This window comes from Mesorhizobium sp. 2RAF45 (assembly GCF_052115225.1).
In the GTDB taxonomy this organism is placed as follows: domain Bacteria; phylum Pseudomonadota; class Alphaproteobacteria; order Rhizobiales; family Rhizobiaceae; genus Mesorhizobium; species Mesorhizobium jarvisii.
This window is the reverse complement of record NZ_JBFRGG010000004.1, coordinates 265932-283968: the sequence shown is the minus strand read 5'-3', so window position 1 is coordinate 283968 and position 18037 is coordinate 265932. Positions and strand designations below refer to the sequence as shown.

General features: G+C 63.9%; 17 protein-coding genes. 12 read left to right on the top strand and 5 right to left on the bottom strand.

The window, feature by feature from the left end:
* Positions 1 to 36 precede the first annotated feature (36 nt).
* A complete protein-coding gene (locus AB4Z43_RS14340) occupies positions 37 to 1245 on the bottom strand; it encodes an acyltransferase family protein (protein ID WP_202360171.1) in 1209 nt (402 codons plus the stop codon).
* Positions 1246 to 1368: 123 nt separating this feature from the next.
* Between AB4Z43_RS14340 and speB the strand changes: the two genes are divergently transcribed.
* Genes speB through AB4Z43_RS14325 form a run of 3 tightly spaced genes read left to right on the top strand, consistent with a single transcriptional unit; the run spans position 1369 to position 4172 of the window.
* Entirely contained in the window at positions 1369 to 2376 is a 1008-nt protein-coding gene (speB, locus tag AB4Z43_RS14335; protein WP_010915634.1) for an agmatinase, read from the top strand.
* 30 nt (positions 2377 to 2406) lie between these two features.
* Positions 2407 to 3333: an N-acetyl-gamma-glutamyl-phosphate reductase gene (gene argC, locus AB4Z43_RS14330; RefSeq protein ID WP_038646321.1), complete on the top strand. Its 927-nt coding sequence runs from the start codon at positions 2407 to 2409 to the stop codon at positions 3331 to 3333.
* Positions 3333 to 4172 (top strand): aminoglycoside phosphotransferase family protein, encoded by an 840-nt coding sequence (locus AB4Z43_RS14325; protein ID WP_441938006.1) that lies wholly within the window; start codon positions 3333 to 3335, stop codon positions 4170 to 4172. The genes argC and AB4Z43_RS14325 overlap by 1 nt, the downstream gene beginning before the upstream one ends.
* A 28-nt stretch (positions 4173 to 4200) precedes the next feature.
* Here the strand turns inward: AB4Z43_RS14325 and AB4Z43_RS14320 are convergent, their stop codons facing one another.
* On the bottom strand, positions 4201 to 5292 hold the full coding sequence (locus AB4Z43_RS14320) for a COX15/CtaA family protein (protein WP_441938005.1): 1092 nt from the start codon (positions 5290 to 5292) through the stop codon (positions 4201 to 4203).
* Between the two features lie 152 nt (positions 5293 to 5444).
* On the opposite strand from AB4Z43_RS14320, the gene AB4Z43_RS14315 reads away from it, so the two are divergent.
* Complete coding sequence (locus AB4Z43_RS14315) at positions 5445 to 5660, top strand: DUF2842 domain-containing protein (RefSeq protein ID WP_019857652.1); 216 nt, start codon at positions 5445 to 5447, stop codon at positions 5658 to 5660.
* Between the two features lie 67 nt (positions 5661 to 5727).
* Here the strand turns inward: AB4Z43_RS14315 and AB4Z43_RS14310 are convergent, their stop codons facing one another.
* Positions 5728 to 6786, bottom strand: a complete 1059-nt coding sequence (locus AB4Z43_RS14310) for a polysaccharide deacetylase family protein (RefSeq protein ID WP_019857651.1) — start codon at positions 6784 to 6786, stop codon at positions 5728 to 5730.
* 90 nt (positions 6787 to 6876) lie between these two features.
* On the opposite strand from AB4Z43_RS14310, the gene AB4Z43_RS14305 reads away from it, so the two are divergent.
* Positions 6877 to 8100 carry a GNAT family N-acetyltransferase gene (locus tag AB4Z43_RS14305; protein ID WP_441938003.1) on the top strand — a complete coding sequence of 408 codons (1224 nt, stop codon included), beginning with the start codon at positions 6877 to 6879 and terminating at the stop codon, positions 8098 to 8100.
* 3 nt (positions 8101 to 8103) lie between these two features.
* Here AB4Z43_RS14305 and AB4Z43_RS14300 read toward each other — a convergent pair whose 3' ends face one another.
* Positions 8104 to 8814 carry a GntR family transcriptional regulator gene (locus AB4Z43_RS14300; RefSeq protein ID WP_441938001.1) on the bottom strand — a complete coding sequence of 237 codons (711 nt, stop codon included), beginning with the start codon at positions 8812 to 8814 and terminating at the stop codon, positions 8104 to 8106.
* A gap of 263 nt (positions 8815 to 9077) precedes the next feature.
* Between AB4Z43_RS14300 and AB4Z43_RS14295 the strand changes: the two genes are divergently transcribed.
* The 6 genes from AB4Z43_RS14295 (at position 9078) to AB4Z43_RS14270 (ending at position 14910) form a co-directional block, all read left to right on the top strand.
* Positions 9078 to 10166: an ABC transporter ATP-binding protein gene (locus AB4Z43_RS14295; protein ID WP_441937999.1), complete on the top strand. Its 1089-nt coding sequence runs from the start codon at positions 9078 to 9080 to the stop codon at positions 10164 to 10166.
* A 34-nt stretch (positions 10167 to 10200) separates the two neighbouring features.
* Complete coding sequence (locus AB4Z43_RS14290) at positions 10201 to 11499, top strand: ABC transporter substrate-binding protein (RefSeq protein ID WP_038646310.1); 1299 nt, start codon at positions 10201 to 10203, stop codon at positions 11497 to 11499.
* A gap of 88 nt (positions 11500 to 11587) precedes the next feature.
* Complete coding sequence (locus tag AB4Z43_RS14285) at positions 11588 to 12499, top strand: ABC transporter permease (protein WP_441937997.1); 912 nt, start codon at positions 11588 to 11590, stop codon at positions 12497 to 12499.
* Position 12500: 1 nt separating this feature from the next.
* The gene (locus AB4Z43_RS14280; protein WP_038646306.1) at positions 12501 to 13319 is read left to right on the top strand and encodes an ABC transporter permease; all 819 of its coding nucleotides are present in this window, start codon (positions 12501 to 12503) and stop codon (positions 13317 to 13319) included.
* Complete coding sequence (locus AB4Z43_RS14275) at positions 13316 to 14068, top strand: aspartate/glutamate racemase family protein (RefSeq protein ID WP_019857643.1); 753 nt, start codon at positions 13316 to 13318, stop codon at positions 14066 to 14068. The genes AB4Z43_RS14280 and AB4Z43_RS14275 overlap by 4 nt, the downstream gene beginning before the upstream one ends.
* Before the next feature lie 5 nt (positions 14069 to 14073).
* On the top strand, positions 14074 to 14910 hold the full coding sequence (locus tag AB4Z43_RS14270; protein WP_441937995.1) for a GNAT family N-acetyltransferase: 837 nt from the start codon (positions 14074 to 14076) through the stop codon (positions 14908 to 14910).
* A gap of 16 nt (positions 14911 to 14926) precedes the next feature.
* On the opposite strand, the gene AB4Z43_RS14265 is transcribed toward AB4Z43_RS14270, so the two are convergent.
* Positions 14927 to 17206 (bottom strand): GumC family protein, encoded by a 2280-nt coding sequence (locus AB4Z43_RS14265; protein WP_441937993.1) that lies wholly within the window; start codon positions 17204 to 17206, stop codon positions 14927 to 14929.
* A 257-nt stretch (positions 17207 to 17463) separates the two neighbouring features.
* Between AB4Z43_RS14265 and AB4Z43_RS14260 the strand changes: the two genes are divergently transcribed.
* Entirely contained in the window at positions 17464 to 18027 is a 564-nt protein-coding gene (locus AB4Z43_RS14260; RefSeq protein WP_027046744.1) for a polysaccharide biosynthesis/export family protein, read from the top strand.
* The last annotated feature ends 10 nt before the right edge of the window (positions 18028 to 18037 follow it).

The following is an 18037-nucleotide window of genomic DNA, read 5'->3' as shown; positions in this document are numbered from 1 at the left end:
ACGAAGCCGGCTAGCGGATGGTCGCGATATCTGGCGTCAAATGCGCTTCGAGAGCCGGCGGAACCAGGCCATCGCCGGCATTTCAATGAAACGCCAGGTGATCCACGACGCGGCGATGGTGGCGACGAGCATGATGACGATTGCAACCGTTCCGGCCCAGCCGGTGCCGAAGCCCGTCGCCGGCGAGCCGCGCAGCACGATGTCGCCGACCAGGCCGAGGCCAAGCTTGTGCTCGACGAGCCCGGCAACGTTGATCAGGCGCGCCTGCACGAAGATGTGGACCATGTAAATCGAGTAGGACAGCGCGCCGAGCGTCAGCATGACCGGCGCCCGTAGCAAGGCGGAAATCCAGCCGCCTTCATGGGCGAAGAGAAACAGCGCCAGCGCGAACACCAGGGGTGCCGCGATGCCGAAATCATTGCTGCCCGCCAGCGACACGAAAAACACGATGGCCGCCACCATGACGATTTCGGCAAGGGTCCAGCTCAGCCGCGGGCCGCTTCTGGCGAGGAGCTGTCGTGCCCCTGCAATGGAATCATGCTGAAACCAAGCCAGCAGGGCGCCGAGCGAGAAGCCGTAGAGGCAGCGGATGAAGCCGAAATCGTAGGATACGTCCATATGATGCGTGGAGAAACCAAACAGGAACAGCGGCGCGGTGACGGCGGCGGCGAAAAGCCATATCCAGGCACGCGCGCCGGCGATGAAGACCACGCCGGCAAACAGGAGATAGGCGAAGAACTCCGCCGAAATGCTCCAGCTTGGCGCATTCCAGGTCAGATGATCCTCGAAGCCCATCCCTTGCAGCAGGAGCAGATTGGCAAGCAGGCTCTTCAAATCGAAACCGCCGGTGAAGGGGGCAGCGCCGGTGCCATGCAATTGCGGCAGCATCAGCCGCAGCAGTTCGAAGCCCGCAAAGGCCGCGAGCATGATGACATGCAGCGGATAGATGCGGCCGAACCGCACCAGCGCGAAGCGGGCGACCTCTATCGGCTGACTCAGCCGATCCGCATAGCTGCTGGCGATGACGAAGCCGGAAAGGACGAAGAAGAAATCGACGAAAAGATAGGACGAACCGATGAAGGCGCTCTGCGAGATCGCGGAAGCGGTCGGGAAATGAAACAGCGCCACAAGCAGCGCGCAGATGCCGCGCCACGAATCGAGAACCTGGAAGCGCTCGCCGGCTATCGTGCCGGCATGGGTCGACACCACGCCATCGGACGGATTAAGAAACGCGGCCTGCGTCATGATGGGACAAATCCTGTCTTGCCGTGGCACCCGGGCGGCGCCGTTTCGTCTCCCCAAGCTGTGACTGGCATCTTCCATGCCGGTTCTGTAGTTGTTGCACCCCGATGAAAACGAGGACCAGTAATGGCGACCAAGAACATCGACCATGCCTTCACCGCCCGCTCCAAAACGGGCGGCGCCCTTGAGCCGACCTATTCCGGCGCGCTGTCGTTCATGCGGCGCAAATACACCAAGGACGTGAAGGGCGCGGATGCGGTGGTGTGGGGCATTCCCTTCGACGCCGCCGTCACGAACCGGCCCGGCGCCCGTTTCGGGCCGCAGGCGATTCGCCGCGCCTCGGCGATCCTCGACAATGACCCTCAGTATCCATTCTCGCGCGATCTGTTCGAACATCTCGCGGTGGTCGACTATGGCGACTGCCTGCTCGACTCCGGCAACCACCAGAAAACCCCCGGCACGATCGAGCGCGAAGCGGCGAAGATCCTGAAATCAGGCGCCTTCCTTTTGACGCTGGGCGGCGACCATTTCGTCACATGGCCGCTGCTCAAGGCACATGCCGCCATCCACGGACCGCTCGCTTTGGTGCAGTTCGACGCGCATCAGGATACCTGGGAGGATGACGGCAAGCGCATCGACCACGGATCCTTTGTCGGCCGTGCGGTCAAGGAAGGCATCATCGATCCGGACCGTTCGATCCAGATCGGCATCCGCACCCACGCCCCTGATACGTTCGGCATCAAGATCCTCTACGGCCACGAAATCGAGGAGATGCGTGCCTCCGACATCGCCTACGCCATCGTCGACCGCACCGGCGGCAAGAAGACCTACCTGACCTTCGACATCGACTGCCTCGACCCGGCCTATGCGCCCGGAACCGGCACGCCGGTGGCCGGCGGCCCGTCCTCGGCGAAGATCCTGTCGACGCTGCGCCAGCTCAACCAGGTCGATATTGTCGGCGCCGATGTCGTGGAGGTTGCGCCGGCCTATGATCACGCCGATATAACGGCGATCGCCGGCTCGATGGTGGCCATGCAGTATCTCGGCCTGCTGGCTGAACGAAAGGCACGGCAGGAAGAGATGAACAACGGCAATCACAACGGTGCCGCGGTGAATCACGGCAACGGTATATAGTCTCGGAATATCAGGGAATTTGATCAGGTCATGAAACCGAAAATCTTCATCGACGGCGAGCACGGCACCACCGGCCTGCAGATCCGGGCGCTGCTTGCCGAGCGTGGCGACCTGGAGATCATTTCCATCCCCACCGAGCGTCGCAAGGAGACGGCGGCGCGCGCCGAATTCCTCAATGCGGCCGATATCGCGATCCTGTGCCTGCCGGACGATGCGGCGAAGGAGAGCGTCTCGCTGATCGCCAACGACACCACCAAGGTCATCGATGCATCGACCGCGCATCGCGTCGCCGAAGGCTGGGCCTATGGTTTCGCCGAGATGGACAAGGACCAGGCCAAGACGATCGCCACGGCCAAGCGCGTCGCCAATCCCGGCTGCTGGCCGCAGGGACCGATCGCCACGCTGAGGCCACTGGTCACGACAGGCCTGTTGCCGGCGGATTTCCCCATCACCGTCAACGGCATTTCGGGCTATTCGGGCGGCGGACGCCCGATGATCGAGGACTACGTCGCCAAGGGCGAGGACGCCTCGGAGTTCCTGCCCTATGGCCTCACCCTGCAGCACAAGCATGTGCCGGAACTGCGGGCCTATGCAAAACTGTCACATGACCCGATCATGCAGCCGGCGGTCGGCAATTTCGCCCAAGGCATGATCACAGTGGTGCCGCTGCAGCTCGGCGGCCTCGAGCATGTGCCGACAGGCGCGGAGCTTCATGCAGCCATTGCCGACCATTTCGCCGCCATCAAGGGCGGCGTGGTCGAGGTGGCGCCCTATGCGCACCTGGAGCGCATGCCGGAGATCGATCCCGAGATCTACAACGGCACCAACCGCATGAAGGTCTATGTCTTCGCCAACGACAAACGCGCGCAAGCGCTGCTGCTGGCGGTCTACGACAATCTCGGCAAGGGTGCCTCGGGCGCAGCCGTCCAGAACATGGACCTGATGCTCGGGCTTTGATGGACGCACCAGTTTTCCCGGCGCGCTGGAAAATCAGCGCGCCCGAACTCATTGCCGAGACCTTTTCGAGCCGCATCTGGAAGGTTGTTCGCGGCGACGGCTCGCCGGCCGTCGTCAAGGCGCTCAAGCCTTTCGACGATGTCGCCGACGAATTGCGCGGCGAGCATTTCCTCGCCTGGCGGCGCGGTGAAGGCGCGGTGCGCCTGCTTGGCCGCGACGGCCACAGCATGCTGCTGGAATATGGCGGCGACACCTTGCTTACCCAGGTTCTCGATGAACAGGGCGACAATGCCGCAACCGCAATCGCGGCTGAGGTGATGGCGAAACTGTTTTCGCCGTCGCATCACCCCTTTCCGCCCGAGCTGCAGCCGCTCAGGGAGCGGTACGCCAGCCTGTTCAGGAAAGCCGCAATCGACCGAGACGCGGGTCATGCCAGCATCTATGTCGAGGCAGCGTCGATCGCCGGACGGCTGCTGGATAATCCGCACGATATCAGGCCCTTGCATGGCGACCTGCACCACGACAACATCCTGCACGGACCGCGCGGCTGGCTGGTGATCGATCCGAAGGGCGTGCTCGGCGATCCCGGCTTCGACGCCGCCAACATGTTCTACAACCCGCTCGACCGCGACGCGCTTTGCCTCGATCCCCAGCGGATCGCACACATGGCCGAAGTCTTTGGCAAGACGCTGGGGCAGTCGCCGCCGGCAATACTGGACCATGCCATCGCCTATGGCTGCCTGTCCGCGGCCTGGCACCACGAGGATGACAATACGGTCGAGGAAAACCGCGAACTGTCGATCGCCAAGGCGATCCGGGCGGTGCGGGCGAATTTCTGACCTGAGGGACGGGCCGAGCGGCTCGGGATCAACTCCTGAGCACGATCTCCTGCGGCAAGGGATAGGCGCCCTTGGTGCCGCGCCAGTGCGCGGCAGCGAAACCCAGCACGATCAGCGCAAACCCCTGATGTGTCAGCGCCATATGCAGCGGCACCTGCATCAGCAGTGTGCCGATGCCGATCGAGGCCTGCACCAGCACCAGCACAAACAACAGCGTCGCGCGGCGGGCATGGGTTGAGCCGGGCAGTCGACGACGCGTGGCGATCATGTGCCAGAGCGCGACGGCGAAGACCGTATAGGCGCCGAGCCGATGGATGAACTGCACCGTCTTCGGGCTTTCGAAGAAGTTGCGCCATGCCGGCTCGAGGATCAGCAGATCGCCGGGGATGATCTTGCCGTCCATCAGCGGCCAGGTGTTGTAGCTCAGGCCGGCGTCGAGCCCGGCGACCAGGCCGCCGAGATAGATCTGGATCAGCGCCAGGAACACGATGAAGCCGGCCAGGCGCTGCGTCGAGCGATCGGCGGCGGGCTCCGAATGCGGCGCCAACCCACGCGCGACGACCATGGTGGCGGTGAAGATCAGCGCCGCCAGCGTCAGATGCGTCGCCAGCCGGTACTGACTCACGGACACACGGTCGACCAGGCCTGAGGCCACCATCCACCAGCCGATGGCGCCCTGCAGGCCGCCGAGGAGAAGAATACCGACGAGTTTCGGCCCAAGGCCGCGCTCGATGCGGCGGCTCACCCAGAAGAACAGCAGCGGCAAGGCGAAGACCAGGCCGACGCTGCGCGCCAGCAGACGGTGCGCCCATTCCCACCAGAAGATCGACTTGAACGCCTCGATGCTCATGCCCTTGTTGAGCTCGGTGTATTGCGGGATCTGCTGGTAGCGCTGGAATTCCTCCTGCCACTCGGCGTCGTTGAGCGGCGGGATGACGCCATGGATCGGCTGCCATTCGGTGATCGACAGGCCGGACTCCGTAAGCCGCGTGGCGCCGCCGACCAGCACCAGTGCAAACAGCACCAGAAGCACGACATAAAGCCAGCCGCGCACAAGCGCGCGGTTGTGCAGGTCGCGGTCGCGGGCGACGTATTGGTGGGCGGCTGATATGGCAGCCATGATCTGTCCAGTCCGGTTGAATGTCGCGGATTGGTGAACCATAGCATCCGTGCTGGCAAGACCATGCAGCGCGGCACGCCGTCGCGCCCGATGTCGCGGGTTGCGCGTGTCCTGCGTTCGGCCTAAGCGGTAGCGATCAACGAGGCTAAGCCATGCCCATTCGCCTGAAAAAGCTGATCGGAATGTTCCTGCTGGTGGCACTGGTCATCATCTATGCGCTGGTCGCATCGATCTTCGCCGTCGCCCGGCTGTCGGAGTCCAGCGCGTTGGTGCAATTCCTGTTCTTCCTGCTCAGCGGCCTGCTCTGGGTGCTGCCGGCGATGGGCATCATCAAGTGGCTGATGCTGGAGCCGCGCTCGAAAGGCTGAAACGGGCTGCCTTGGCTCGCAGCTCATACGCTGCTGGATCAACGCTCAAGGCGGACGGCAAACCCGGTCAGATGGTGACGACCATCTTGCCAGCATTGGCGAGCGGCGTCGTCACGCCCGACAGCATGGTGCGGATATGGGCAAGGCTCTGGTAGCGGCCATTGATCGAAATGCGCGGCAAGGCATGCAGGAAGCCGGCATGTTCGGCGCGCAGCACGCCATGGCGGGTCGTCACGGCGGAGACATAGCCGGCGTCAGCGACAAAGCCGACTTCGCGGCAGCCGACGGCGCTTGCATAGCCATAGGGATAGGCGAAATGGAGTGGTTCGCTGCCAAGCTCTGCTCGCAACATGCCCTTCACGGCGTCGATCTCGCGCCGTGCATCGGCCTCGGAAAGCCGCTTCAGATTGCTGTGGTTGATCGTATGGGCGCCGATCGTAACCAGCGGATGCGCGGCGACGGTGCGGATCTCATCCCAGTTCATCAGCGTCCGCAGGCGCGAGGCGTCCGCGTCGACGCCGTTTGAACTGGCGAGATCGCGCAGCACTGTGCGCAGATCTTCCTCACGAACCTCGGTGGCCAGGTAGGCGTGCAGCCGGGTTATTGCCTGGCTTTTCCTGGCCGGGGTCGCGCAATCGATCACCGCCGGACCATTCGAGGTCGACAGAGTCAGGCGGTCCGACGCGTTGACGATATCCTCGGCCACATCCCACCATAGATCGGCGGTGCCGTCGATCAGCCCCGGCGCCACATAGATGGTGATCGGCGCGCGGTGCTTCTCCAGCACCGGCAGGGCCTCGGTCATGTTGTCACGATAGGCATCGTCTGCGGTGATGGTGGCGAACCGGCCGCCCTTGCCGCCTGCCTTGATGCGCTGCACGGCCTCGTCCATCGAGACGAAAACATAGCCGTCCGCCTTCATGTCGGCGATCACCGCGTCAAGGAAACTCGGCGCGATGTTGAGGTGGCGGTTGACGCTGTCGGGTTTTTCCGGTGTCGCAGTCACGCGGTGCAGCATCAGGATGGCACCGATGCCGCCGACAAATGGCCTGGCCAGTGGTGCGAGGCCGGTATAGCGGGCGACGTTGAGCGCCAGTTTCCGGATTGCCTCCCCACCGTCGATCATTCATTCACCTTTTGCGCCTAGGCTGATCCAAGCACGGAATACGCCTGCGCGCCCCCCAAATCGGGATCAATACGCCTTAAGGATTGAGGTATGGTTGACGCAATGGCGTCATTTGACGGCAATCGGCTTGCGGCGACCGAGGCTTCGCCACGCGCCCTGCCGAAGGATGCCGCCGGGCCATCGGTCTCCGTCGTGGGTGCGGACGGGCTGGCGGCCTATGCGGAATTCTGCCGGTCGGCGCTTTATGCGCCGGCCCAGGGCGCAACATGGATCCTGAACTGGGCCGCGCAGCTCGAGCCCGATCTGTTGGTGGCGACGCTCACTCTCGGAGGCAAGCCGGTCGTCGCACTGGCGCTGGAGGTTGTCAGCCAGGGCCCGTTCCGGGTCGCCCGTTTCATGGGCGGCCGCCATGCCAATGGCAATTTCGCGGCCGCTGACCCGCAATGGCTGGTCAGGGCGGAGAGCGCGGCCGTCGACTCAGTGTTTGGGGCCATCGCCAAGGCTAGGCCCGACGTCGATCTCATCGCGCTGGAACGATTGCTGCCCGATCTCGACGGCATCGCCAATCCGCTCGCATCGCTCGATCATTTCTCCAGCCCCAATCTTTCGCTGGCCGTCGACCTTGGCGGGGGCTTCGATGCGCTGCTGCTGCGCGCCAGCGGCAAGCGCAAACGCAAGAAACATCGGTCGCAGATGCGCAAATTCGACGCCGTCGGCAGCCATCGGCGCATCGAGGCGCGCAGCCCGGACGAGGTGGAGAGATTGCTCGACGCCTTCTTCGAGATGAAGGAGCTCCGCTTTCGCAAGATGGGCATTGCCAATGTCTTCGGCGGCGACCAGACACGCGCCTTCTTCAGGGCGCTGTTCACGCAGGCCCTGGCCGAGGACACGCCCTCTTTCGTGCTGCATGGCTTGGAAGTCGCCGGCAAGCTACGCGCCGTCACCGGGTCGAGCCGCTCCGGGAAACGCCTGATCTGCGAGTTCGGAGCGATCGCCGAGGATGATCTCGCATCCAGCAGTCCCGGCGATTTCCTGTTCTTCGACAACATCCAGGAAGCCTGCGAGACGGGTTTCGCCGTCTACGATTTTTCCGTCGGCGACGAGCCCTACAAGCGGCAATGGTGCGATATCGAAACCCGGCATTTCGAGGTGCTGGTCCCGCTGACGCTGAAGGGCCGTGCGCTGGCGCAGACGCTTCGCCAGGGCGCGCGGCTGAAGGCCTTCGTCAAGAACAGCCCGACGATCTGGAAGCTGACCAAGATGCTGCGCCGCAAGGCAGCCGGACAGGCAGCAGCTGCCACGGACGAAAACTAGCCGTCAGAAATTGAGAGCCTCGCGAAGCGCCGGCCCCGCCCTGACGCGCAGATCGAGATCGGCCTCGATATGGTCGATGTGGCGCAGCATCAGCTGGCTGGCCCGTTCGCAATCGCTGCTCTCCAGCGCGCCGACAATTTCGGTATGCTCGCTGTGCCCGCAGGCTGACACGCCAGACCGCCCGTAAAGCGCGATGACAAGCGAGGAGCGCGCGACCAGTTCCTCCATGAAGCGCTGCAGGATTGCGTTGCTGGCGACCGAAGCAAGCAGCAGATGGAAATCGCCGGACGCCTTGATCTCGGAACGCCGCGCGGTCGGACCGCGTTCGGCGATGAAGCGGCCCTCCTCGTCGAGTTGAGCCCTGAAGGCGGCGATGTCGGCTGATGTGACGCGCCCGCAGGCGGCAATGGCAATGCCGGGCTCGATCAGCCGGCGCGAGGCGAACACCTGGCGCGCCTCCTCGGGCGAGGGGTTGGCGACGAACGCGCCGCGGTTGCGCTCCGTGCGCACCAGGCCTTCGAAGGACAACATCTGCAGGGCCGCGCGTGCCACGGTGCGCGACACATCGAACAGCGTGCCGACCTCGCCCTCCGATAGCTTGGTGCCTGGCGCCAGCCGGCGATCGACGATGGCGTCGCGCAGATTGTCGCGGATCGCCTGCGCGCGATCCTGATTGGCGCTATCGGTGGAATAGATGTGATCGGCAATATTCATGGCGATGATGTTCCCGCACCCTTCTAACGCGACTCGCCGTCTGCACACGAGAGGCAAAGTGAACACAAAGCCGAAAAAGATTGCATACGATTTTTGTGCATATCGCGCACAATCGCCCATAATTTGTGCAATGCACAAAGCCGCCCGCCAGATAGGCAACGGCCGACAGGCCTGATTTTCTAGACAATTCAAATGTTTGGCCAGTCACCCCGATATTGGCACGCATGATGCATTGGTTAATGCGACCAAACGGGGAAGCCTGAATGTCCAAAGCCGCCGAGATCGACATCGTGTCCGTTTCGAAAGTCTATGGAACGACGACCGCCGTCGAGGATATCAGCCTGAAGATACCGGCGGGCACCTATTGCTGCCTGCTCGGTCCCTCCGGCTGCGGCAAGACCTCGACGCTGCGCATGATCGCCGGTCACGAAAGCATTTCGTCGGGTGACGTTCGGCTCGGCAACACCGTCGTCACCGACCTGCCGCCGGCCAAACGCGGCACGGCGATGATGTTCCAATCCTATGCGCTGTTCCCGCATCTCGACCTCATCGACAATGTCGCCTTCAGCCTGAAGATGAAGGGCGTCGACAAGGAGAAGCGCCGCGCCAAGGCGCTCGACATGCTGAAGCTGATGCAGATGGAGGCCTATGCGACGCGCCGCCCGGCGCAGCTCTCCGGCGGTCAGCAGCAGCGCGTCGCGCTCGCTCGCGCTCTGATCACCGATCCCGAAGCGCTGCTGCTCGACGAGCCGCTTTCGGCGCTCGATCCGTTCTTGAAGATCCGCATGCGGGCCGAGCTGAAGAAATTGCAGACGTCGCTCGGTATCACCTTCGTCCACGTCACCCACAGCCAGGAGGAGGCGATGGCGCTTGCCGACCTGATCGTGGTGATGAATGACGGCCGCATCGAACAGGCAGCGCCGCCTCGCGACGTGTTCGAGCGGCCGGCCACGGCCTTCGTCGCACGCTTCATGGGCGACCACAATGTCATCTCCGGCCGGGTCACCGGCGGCCGAGACGGCATGGTCGTCTTCGACGTCAACGGCGGCGGTTCGCTCGCCGCCAGCGGCGCAGCACAGGAAGTGGGCGCGCCGATCGACATCGCCATCCGTACCGACCATGTGCGCATCGGCGAGGCACCCGCGCCCGGGCTCGGCTTCACCGGCATCGTCGCCAACATCGAATATCGCGGCGCCACGGTGAAGCTCTCCGTCACTGGCGCCGGCATCGACGACTTCACCGTCATCATCGACGATTCCGACTTCTTCGCCAAACCCGTCGCCATTGGCGATGCCGTACCGCTCGCCTGGGATGCCGAGGATGCGATCGTCCTCGGCCACCTTCATTCATGAGATCAACCAAGCAAAACAAGACAGGGGAATAGACATGACAGACACAATGCAACCCAAGCAAAACAAGACTGGCATCTCGCGCCGCTCGCTGCTCAAGACGGGTGCGGCCGCGGTCGGCTTCGCCGCCGGCTCGGGCGTCATCACGGGCTTCCCGACCATCTGGGCGCAGTCCAACATCACGCTTCGCCAGTTTGGCACCGGCGTGTCGAACCTCAACGCCATTGCCGACAAGTGCAAGGCTGACCTCGGCATCACGCTGGAGATGACGGCAACCGATTCCGACGCCGCCGCCCAGCGCGCTGTGACCCAGCCCGACAGCTACGACATCGCCGATATCGAATACTGGATCTGCAAGAAGGTGTTCCCCACCGGCGTGCTGCAGCCGATGGATGTCAGCAAGCTGAAATATTACGACGAGCTGGTGCCGCTGTTCAAAACCGGCAAACTCACTCCCGACAGCGTGATCGCCCAGGGCACGGCGCCACACACGGTGGGCTACGTCGAGGCGCAGGACTCCAAGACCTTCGCCAAGGCGCCGACCAACTGGTTCACCATGGTGCCCACCATCTACAACGCCGACACGCTGGGCATCCGCCCCGACCTCGTCGGCCGCGACATCACTACCTGGGCCGACATCATGGACCCGGCCTTCAAGGGCAAGACCGCCATCCTCAACATCCCCTCCATCGGCATCATGGACGCAGCCATGATCATGGAAGCCATGGGCAACATTAAATATGCCGACAAGGGCAACATGACCAAGGACGAGATCGACAAGACGATCGACTTCCTGATCAAGGCCAAGCAGGGCGGCCAGTTCCGCGCCTTCTGGAAGTCCTTCGACGAGAGCGTCAATCTGATGGCATCGGGCGAAGTGGTCATCCAGTCCATGTGGTCGCCGGCGGTGGCCGCCGTGCGCTCCAAGGGCATCCCTTGCCGCTTCCAGCCGCTCAAGGAAGGCTACCGCTCATGGGGCGGCGGTCTCGGCCTTGCCGCCCACCTCAAGGGCGCGGAGCTCGACGCTGCCTACGAATACATCAACTGGTACACATCGGGCTGGGTTGGCGGCTACCTCAACCGCCAGGGCTACTACTCGGCCAACATGGTCTCGGCCAAGAAGTTCATGACCGAGGACGAGTGGGGCTACTGGATCGAGGGCAAGCCGGCCAAGGGCGAGATCAAGGCACCGGACGGCACCGTCATGGAGAAGGCCGGCGCCGTTCGCGATGGCGGCTCTTTCGAGGAGCGCATGGGCAAGGTCGCCTGCTGGAACTCGGTGATGGACGAGGACCGCTACATGGTGAAGCGCTGGAACGAGTTCATCGCGGCGTAAGGAACAAGCGCCTCTCCTCTTCCCCTTCTCCCCCTGGAGAAGGGGAAGGCAGCTCCGCCCGGACTGCAAACCCGCACCGAGAGCCTAGATGACAGTCGCCCTCGAACGCCCCACCATAGCCGCCAGTCCCACCGGGCGTCGCCGCCGCTTTTCGCTCAGTGCCGTCACGCCCTATCTGCAGTCGGCTCCGCTCGCGCTGATCCTCGGCGCGTTCCTGCTTTTGCCCATCATCATGATCGTCGTCGTGTCCTTCTGGGATTACGACTTCGCAGCCATGTATCCTGATTTCCTGACAACCAACTATTCCGACGTGCTGGGCTCCTGGGTCACCTGGAAGACCTATCTCAATACCATCAAATTCGCGGCCATCGTCTGGGCGCTGACCTTGTTCATCGGCTTCTGGGTCGCCTATTTCCTCGCCTTCCACATCCGCACCACGGCCATGCAGATGGTGCTGTTCCTGGTCTGCACCGTGCCGTTCCTGACCTCCAACATCATCCGCATGATCTCGTGGATCCCGGTGCTCGGCCGCAACGGGCTGATCAACTCGACGCTGGTGCATATGGGTCTGGTGCCAAAGCCCATCGAATGGCTGCTCTATTCCGAATTCGCGGTCGTGCTGGCCATGGTGCATCTCTACACGCTGTTCATGGTGACACCGATCTTCAACACGCTGATGCGCATCGACCGCTCGCTGGTCGAGGCCGCGCGCGATGCCGGCGCCTCCGGCTGGCAGGTGCTTTGGAACGTCATCATTCCACTGGCCAAGCCCGGCATGGCGATCGGCACCATCTTCGTCGTCACGCTGGTGATGGCGGATTTCTCCACCGTGCAAGTGATGTCGGGCGGCCAGAGCGCTTCCGTGGCGCTGATGATGAAGAACCAGATGTCGCTGCTGCAATATCCGGCCGCCGCCGCCAACGCCGTGGTGCTTTTGGTGCTGGTGCTCTTGATGGTCGCCGGCATTCTGCGCATCGTCGATATCCGCCGGGAGCTTTGACGTGAGCCACGAAAAACGCACCCTCGAATTCTACGTGCTGGCGGCCTTCTTCGCGCTGTTCGTGCTGTTCCTCTACGGTCCGCTGTCGGCGATCCTGATCCTGTCGTTCCAGGGCGAGACCGGTGGCCTCACCTTCCCGCTCAACGGTGTGTCGCTGCACTGGTTCGCCAATCTGTTCGAGCGCCAGTCGGTCGGCGATTTCGGCGGCAGCTTCAAGCGCTCGCTGGTGCTCGGCTTGATGGTGATGATCGTTACCGTCGTCGTGTCACTGCTGGCAGGCCTTGCCTTCCGCCGGAAGTTTCGCGGCGCCACCGCCCTGTTCTATCTGGCCGTCGCCAGTCTCGTCGTGCCCTCCATCATCATCTCGCTGGGCATCGGCGTGGTCTTCCAGCAAGTCGGCTTGCGGCCCGCCTGGTATACCTCGGCCTTCGGCGCGCATCTGACCTGGACCCTGCCGTTCGGCGTGCTCATCATGTTCGCCGTCTTCAACCGCTTCTCGCCGGCCTATGAGGAGGCCGCGCGCGATCTCGGTGCCACCTCCTGGCAGACCTTCGTCCATGTCGTGCTGCCGATGATCGCGCCGAGCCTGATCGGCGTCGGCCTGTTCGGCTTCACGCTCTCCTATGACGAGTTCGCCCGCACGTTGATGACATCGGGAACCTTCAACACGCTGCCGCTCGAAATCTACGGCATGACCACCAATGTCACGACGCCGGTGCTCTACGCGCTGGGCACGGTGACCACGGTGTTCTCCTTCCTGGTGATCCTGGCGACGCTGGGCGCCATCCTCTATGTCGGCCGCCGCCGGGCGAGAGCATGACCGTGCAGATCCTGGTGGTGAACCCCAACACGACGGCGAGCATGACCGAGACGATCGCGGCGGCCGCACGCGGCGTCGCCGGCGCCTGGACCGAAATCATCGCTGTCACCTCGTCCACGGGGCCGGCCTCGATCGAAGGCTATTATGACGAGGCGCTGGCCGTGCCCGGCCTTTTGATGGAGATCGCGGCCGGCGAACGCCGTGGCGTGCAGGCGGCGGTCATCGCCTGCTTCGACGACACCGGGCTCGACGCCGCGCGGGCCATGGCCGCCATTCCGGTCATCGGCATCTGCGAGGCGGCACTCAGCATGGCCTCCTTCATCGCCCAGCGCTTCACCGTCGTCACCACCACCGAACGCTCGCGCGTGCCGGTGGAAGGGCTGGTGCAGCGCTACGGCATGACTGGACGGGCGCGTGTGCGGGCCGCCGACATTCCAGTGCTGGCGCTCGAGGATCCGGCGTCAGGCGCGATCGGCAAGCTGCGCGACGAAATCGCCCGCGCTGTCGAAGAGGATCGCGCCGAAGCCATCGTGCTTGGCTGCGCCGGCATGGCGGACCTTGCGCACCAGTTGCAGGCGGATTTCGGACTGCCTGTCATCGACGGTGTCGGCGCCGCGATCAAGCAGGCCGAAGCGCTCATCGCGCTCGGCCTTTCGACATCGAAGCGCGGCGCCTACGCCAGCCCGCTGGCCAAGCCTTATCGCGGTATGCTGAAATCGTTCTCGCCCGGAGCAGTCGCCGCGGAGTGAGCACCATGTATCGAACCATCCGCACGCTGTCGCTGGGGGAATTGTCCGGCCTCATCGACTGGGCGGCTGCGGAGGGCTGGAATCCCGGCCTTGAAGATGCGGCGATGTTTCAGGCGGCGGACCAGGAGGGCTTCATCGGTGCCTTTGTCGGGGACGAAATGGTCGCCGCGATCTCGGCGGTGGCCTACGGGCAGGATTTCGGTTTCATCGGCCTTTACATCTGCCGCCCGGACATGCGCGGCAAGGGCTACGGCAAGGCGGTGTGGACTGCGGGCATGGACAGGCTGGCCGGGCGCACCATCGGCCTCGATGGCGTCCAGGAACAGCAGGCCAACTACCGGAGCAAGCGGTTCATGCCGGTCTACGAGACCATCCGCTACAGCGGACGCCCTGCTTCCCTGCCCGCCGGCGCCGAGCGGCCTCGTATCGTGACCGCGCAGCCGGTGCCCGACATCATAGCCTACGATGCGCTTTGCTTTCCTGCGCCCCGGCGCTCATTCCTGCAGCGATGGCTGCTGCCGCCACATCATGCCGTGGCGGCGATCACGTCGCGGGGAACGGCCGGCTATGCGGTGGCGCGAGCCTGCCGAAGCGGCTTCAAGATCGGCCCGCTTTTCGCCGACGACGTGCAGACCGCGCTCGAACTGCTCGGGGAGCTGGCGGGCGCATGCGAGGGTGGCGAGTTGAACATCGACGTGCCGACTAACCAGGTGGATTTCATCGCTGCGCTCGAGGCGGCCGGTTTCTCACCGACCTTCAGCACCACCCGCATGTACAAGGGCTCGCCGCCGAAGCTCGATGCCAAGAGGGTGTTCGGCGTGACGACTCTGGAGCTGGGATAGGCCGAGCGCGCGGGTTTCAGGCCGCGGAGCGCCGTCCCGGAGTGCCCGGCGGCTCGTGGCCAAGCGGCGTCACCAGCGTCAGGTCGGGATAACCGCTTTCGATCAGCTTGACCGCGGCCTTGGTGACCTCGTCATCCGGTTCAAGCATGGACAGGAACACCTCGGTGGCTTCGGCTCCCAGACGACTGATGCCTTGCGCGTCGGCCGRCCCGCATTCGACCACCACCAGATCATAGGCGGTGGTCAACGACTGCATGATGATCGGCAGCCGGTCGGCGGCGCGCATGGCGCGGACCGGATCGGCGGTGCCGACGGGAATGACGTGGCAATCAGAATAAAGATCGGCATGGATCACTTCGCTGAACTGCGCCTGCGAGGCGAGCAGGTCGGTGATCCCCGGTAAAAGCCCGCTGTCCAGCATCGGCCGTGAGGCAGCGCCCGAGGCGGTGAGGTCGAGCAACAGGACGCGCAGGCCGGCGTCGGACACTTCGCGCGCCACCAGGATCGCCGACGCGGCTGCCTCGTCGCCTTCGGGCGAAACGAATATGGCGCGGGCGGCCCCGCTGGCGATCAGCTTTTCCGCGGCCTTCTCGATGTCGATCTCACCGAGCACCGAGCGCGGCCTCTGGGCCTCGACAACCGGCTCCGGCTCGGCAACCGATTCGACTTCGGCGACAGGCTCTGCCTTGACGACAGGCTCGGGCTCGGCAACGGGCCGCGGCTGCATCACCATCTGCGGTTCCATGACCGCTTCGGGCCATTGCGCCTCGGCGCCACGATCGACGAACCCGCTGGCGACAACCGGCTCCAGGCGGGATGGCTCAGGGGCGTCCGGCTGCTGGCGCGCCGTTGCCGGCATAGCCACTTCGTCGATCGGCGCAAAACGGGCGCCTGGGGCCGGGCGCATGGCGCGGCCCGAGAAGAGTTCCCTGAGCAACGTGAATATGGCCGCGAGCAGAAGCGAAGCCGCAGCAGCCGCGCCAACGATCGGCCCAACCTTGGGGAAGTATGGCTCGGAGGGCACCGAAGCCGGTGAGGCGACGCGGGCGTCGACCGGCACATAATTGCGGTCCTGACGCGAAGCTGCCTCGCGGTAATTGGTCAAATAGAGCTCGAGCTGCTGGCGCTTGGCGGCGGCGTCGCGCTGCAGCGCGTCGAGATCGACCTGCTGCTCGCCGGCTTGCGCCGAAGCCGCCTTCAGTTGGTTGACGTCGGAGACGAGCTGGCTTTCGCGCGCCTTGGCGGCATCGGCCTGCATCACCAGGCCCTTCATGATCTTCTGGGCTTCGTTGCGTATCTGCGCGTCGAGATCGGCGAGCTGTGATTTGGCGGCGCGAACGCGCGGATGATTGTCGAGCATCGTCGTCGACAGATCGGCGATGGTGGCGCGCAGCTCGGCCTGCCGTTCCCGCAAACGCTGGATCAGGTCGGACGACAGCACTTCGGGCAGCGAATCCAGCGAGCCGCCATTCTGCAGCGCCTTGCGCACGCTGTCGGCGGTGCCTTCGGCCGCGGCGCGATTGGCCCGCACCCGCGACAATTCCGTCGACAGCTCGGCCAGCTGCTGGGTGGCAAGGGTGGCATTGTTGCCGCCCATCAGCAGGTCGGATTGCGCACGGTAGGCCGCGACCTTGGCCTCGGCATCCCTGACCTGCTTCGACAGGTCGGCGATCTCGGGCGCCAGAAAGTCGGCGGCGGCGGTGTTCGATTCGCTCTTGGCCGCGCCCTGCCCCGCAATATAGGCAGCGGCAATGGCGTCGGGGATGGCGGCGGCGAGCTTGGGATCCTCGGAGGAGAACTCGATAGCGATGATGCGGGTCTTTTCAACGCCGAAGACGTTGAGCTTCTCGCGCATCTTCTTCAACACGCGTTCGTCGGCCGGAACATCCATGGGATCGTTCTTCAGCCCAAGCAGGATCAGCACGCGGCTGAGCGCCGACATGTTGACCGTTTCGTCGAACTCACGCAGCCGCGCCAGGCCGAGTTTCTGCGCCACCTGCTTGAGGATTTCGTTGGACGAAATGATCTGGACCTGGGTGGCGACGCCTTGTTCATCCAGGATCGGCTTGTCGCCATCATTGTTGCTGCCGGCCGGACGGGTATAGATGGATTCGCGCGGGGCGATTTCCACCTGCGTCTGGGCCTTGTAATGCTTGGTCGCGAATGAAGCGAACGCAAACGCCAGACCGGTCACCACCAGAACGAAGAGCAATATGCGCAGCCAGTTCCTCGCCAGGCTGGCGAAGAGCTGCCTGAGGTCAACGTCGACATCTGCGGCCGCGGACTGAACGGACATGCATCCCTACTCCGAAACTGGGTCAGGACGCACCGTAAACAACTATGGTAACTCAGCCGTTAAGATCACGGTAATCCTCCATTAGGGATTACTGCGGGTACCCCAAGAAAAACGATAAAAATGGCAAGACCCCTGCTTCGTGCAGCGCTATCGGCCGGCTCCTTTACCGGCCATTAACCCTAACAGGATGATAACGGACCCGATCCCAGATGTTTGCTGCGACGCCGCAGCGGCCAGTCGAAGGTACGTATCCGATCATGAAAAGCACTGCTTCCCTCTTTCACGCTCTGCTTGCCGTATCGATGCTTGCCGGCTGCTCCAGCTACCGCCCGACGCCGGCAGCCTTCCACGAGGTCCTCGACCAGCCTTACCGTCTCGGTGCCGGCGACCGTGTCCGCGTCACCGTGTTCGAGCAGGATGGCCTGACCAACACCTACAGCGTCGACCAATCCGGCTACCTCTCCTTCCCGCTTGTCGGCGCCATTCCGGCGCGTGGCCACACCGCGCAGCAGATGGAAAAGGAGATCGCCGACAAATTGCGGCAAGGCTATCTGCGCGACCCCGACGTCTCGGTCGAGATCGATCGCTACCGGCCGATCTTCGTCATGGGCGAAGTGGGTGCCGCCGGCCAGTATTCCTACGTGCCCGGCCTGACCGTGCAGAAGGCCATCGCCATTGCCGGTGGCTTCTCGCCGCGCGCCAACCAGGAAAGCGTCGACATCACCCGCGACATCAACGGCAAGGTGATGACCGGCCGCGTGGTGACATCCGATCCGCTGCTGCCCGGAGATACCGTCTACGTCCGCGAACGCCTGTTCTGACAGACACCAC

Coding starts and splice junctions, on each gene's coding strand:
- AB4Z43_RS14340 (WP_202360171.1), bottom strand. CDS start 1,245: ATGACGCAGGCCGCGTTTCTTAATCCGTCCGATGGCGTGGTGTCGACC.
- speB (WP_010915634.1), top strand. CDS start 1,369: ATGGCGACCAAGAACATCGACCATGCCTTCACCGCCCGCTCCAAAACG.
- argC (WP_038646321.1), top strand. CDS start 2,407: ATGAAACCGAAAATCTTCATCGACGGCGAGCACGGCACCACCGGCCTG.
- AB4Z43_RS14325 (WP_441938006.1), top strand. CDS start 3,333: ATGGACGCACCAGTTTTCCCGGCGCGCTGGAAAATCAGCGCGCCCGAA.
- AB4Z43_RS14320 (WP_441938005.1), bottom strand. CDS start 5,292: ATGGCTGCCATATCAGCCGCCCACCAATACGTCGCCCGCGACCGCGAC.
- AB4Z43_RS14315 (WP_019857652.1), top strand. CDS start 5,445: ATGCCCATTCGCCTGAAAAAGCTGATCGGAATGTTCCTGCTGGTGGCA.
- AB4Z43_RS14310 (WP_019857651.1), bottom strand. CDS start 6,786: ATGATCGACGGTGGGGAGGCAATCCGGAAACTGGCGCTCAACGTCGCC.
- AB4Z43_RS14305 (WP_441938003.1), top strand. CDS start 6,877: ATGGTTGACGCAATGGCGTCATTTGACGGCAATCGGCTTGCGGCGACC.
- AB4Z43_RS14300 (WP_441938001.1), bottom strand. CDS start 8,814: ATGAATATTGCCGATCACATCTATTCCACCGATAGCGCCAATCAGGAT.
- AB4Z43_RS14295 (WP_441937999.1), top strand. CDS start 9,078: ATGTCCAAAGCCGCCGAGATCGACATCGTGTCCGTTTCGAAAGTCTAT.
- AB4Z43_RS14290 (WP_038646310.1), top strand. CDS start 10,201: ATGACAGACACAATGCAACCCAAGCAAAACAAGACTGGCATCTCGCGC.
- AB4Z43_RS14285 (WP_441937997.1), top strand. CDS start 11,588: ATGACAGTCGCCCTCGAACGCCCCACCATAGCCGCCAGTCCCACCGGG.
- AB4Z43_RS14275 (WP_019857643.1), top strand. CDS start 13,316: ATGACCGTGCAGATCCTGGTGGTGAACCCCAACACGACGGCGAGCATG.
- AB4Z43_RS14270 (WP_441937995.1), top strand. CDS start 14,074: ATGTATCGAACCATCCGCACGCTGTCGCTGGGGGAATTGTCCGGCCTC.
- AB4Z43_RS14260 (WP_027046744.1), top strand. CDS start 17,464: ATGAAAAGCACTGCTTCCCTCTTTCACGCTCTGCTTGCCGTATCGATG.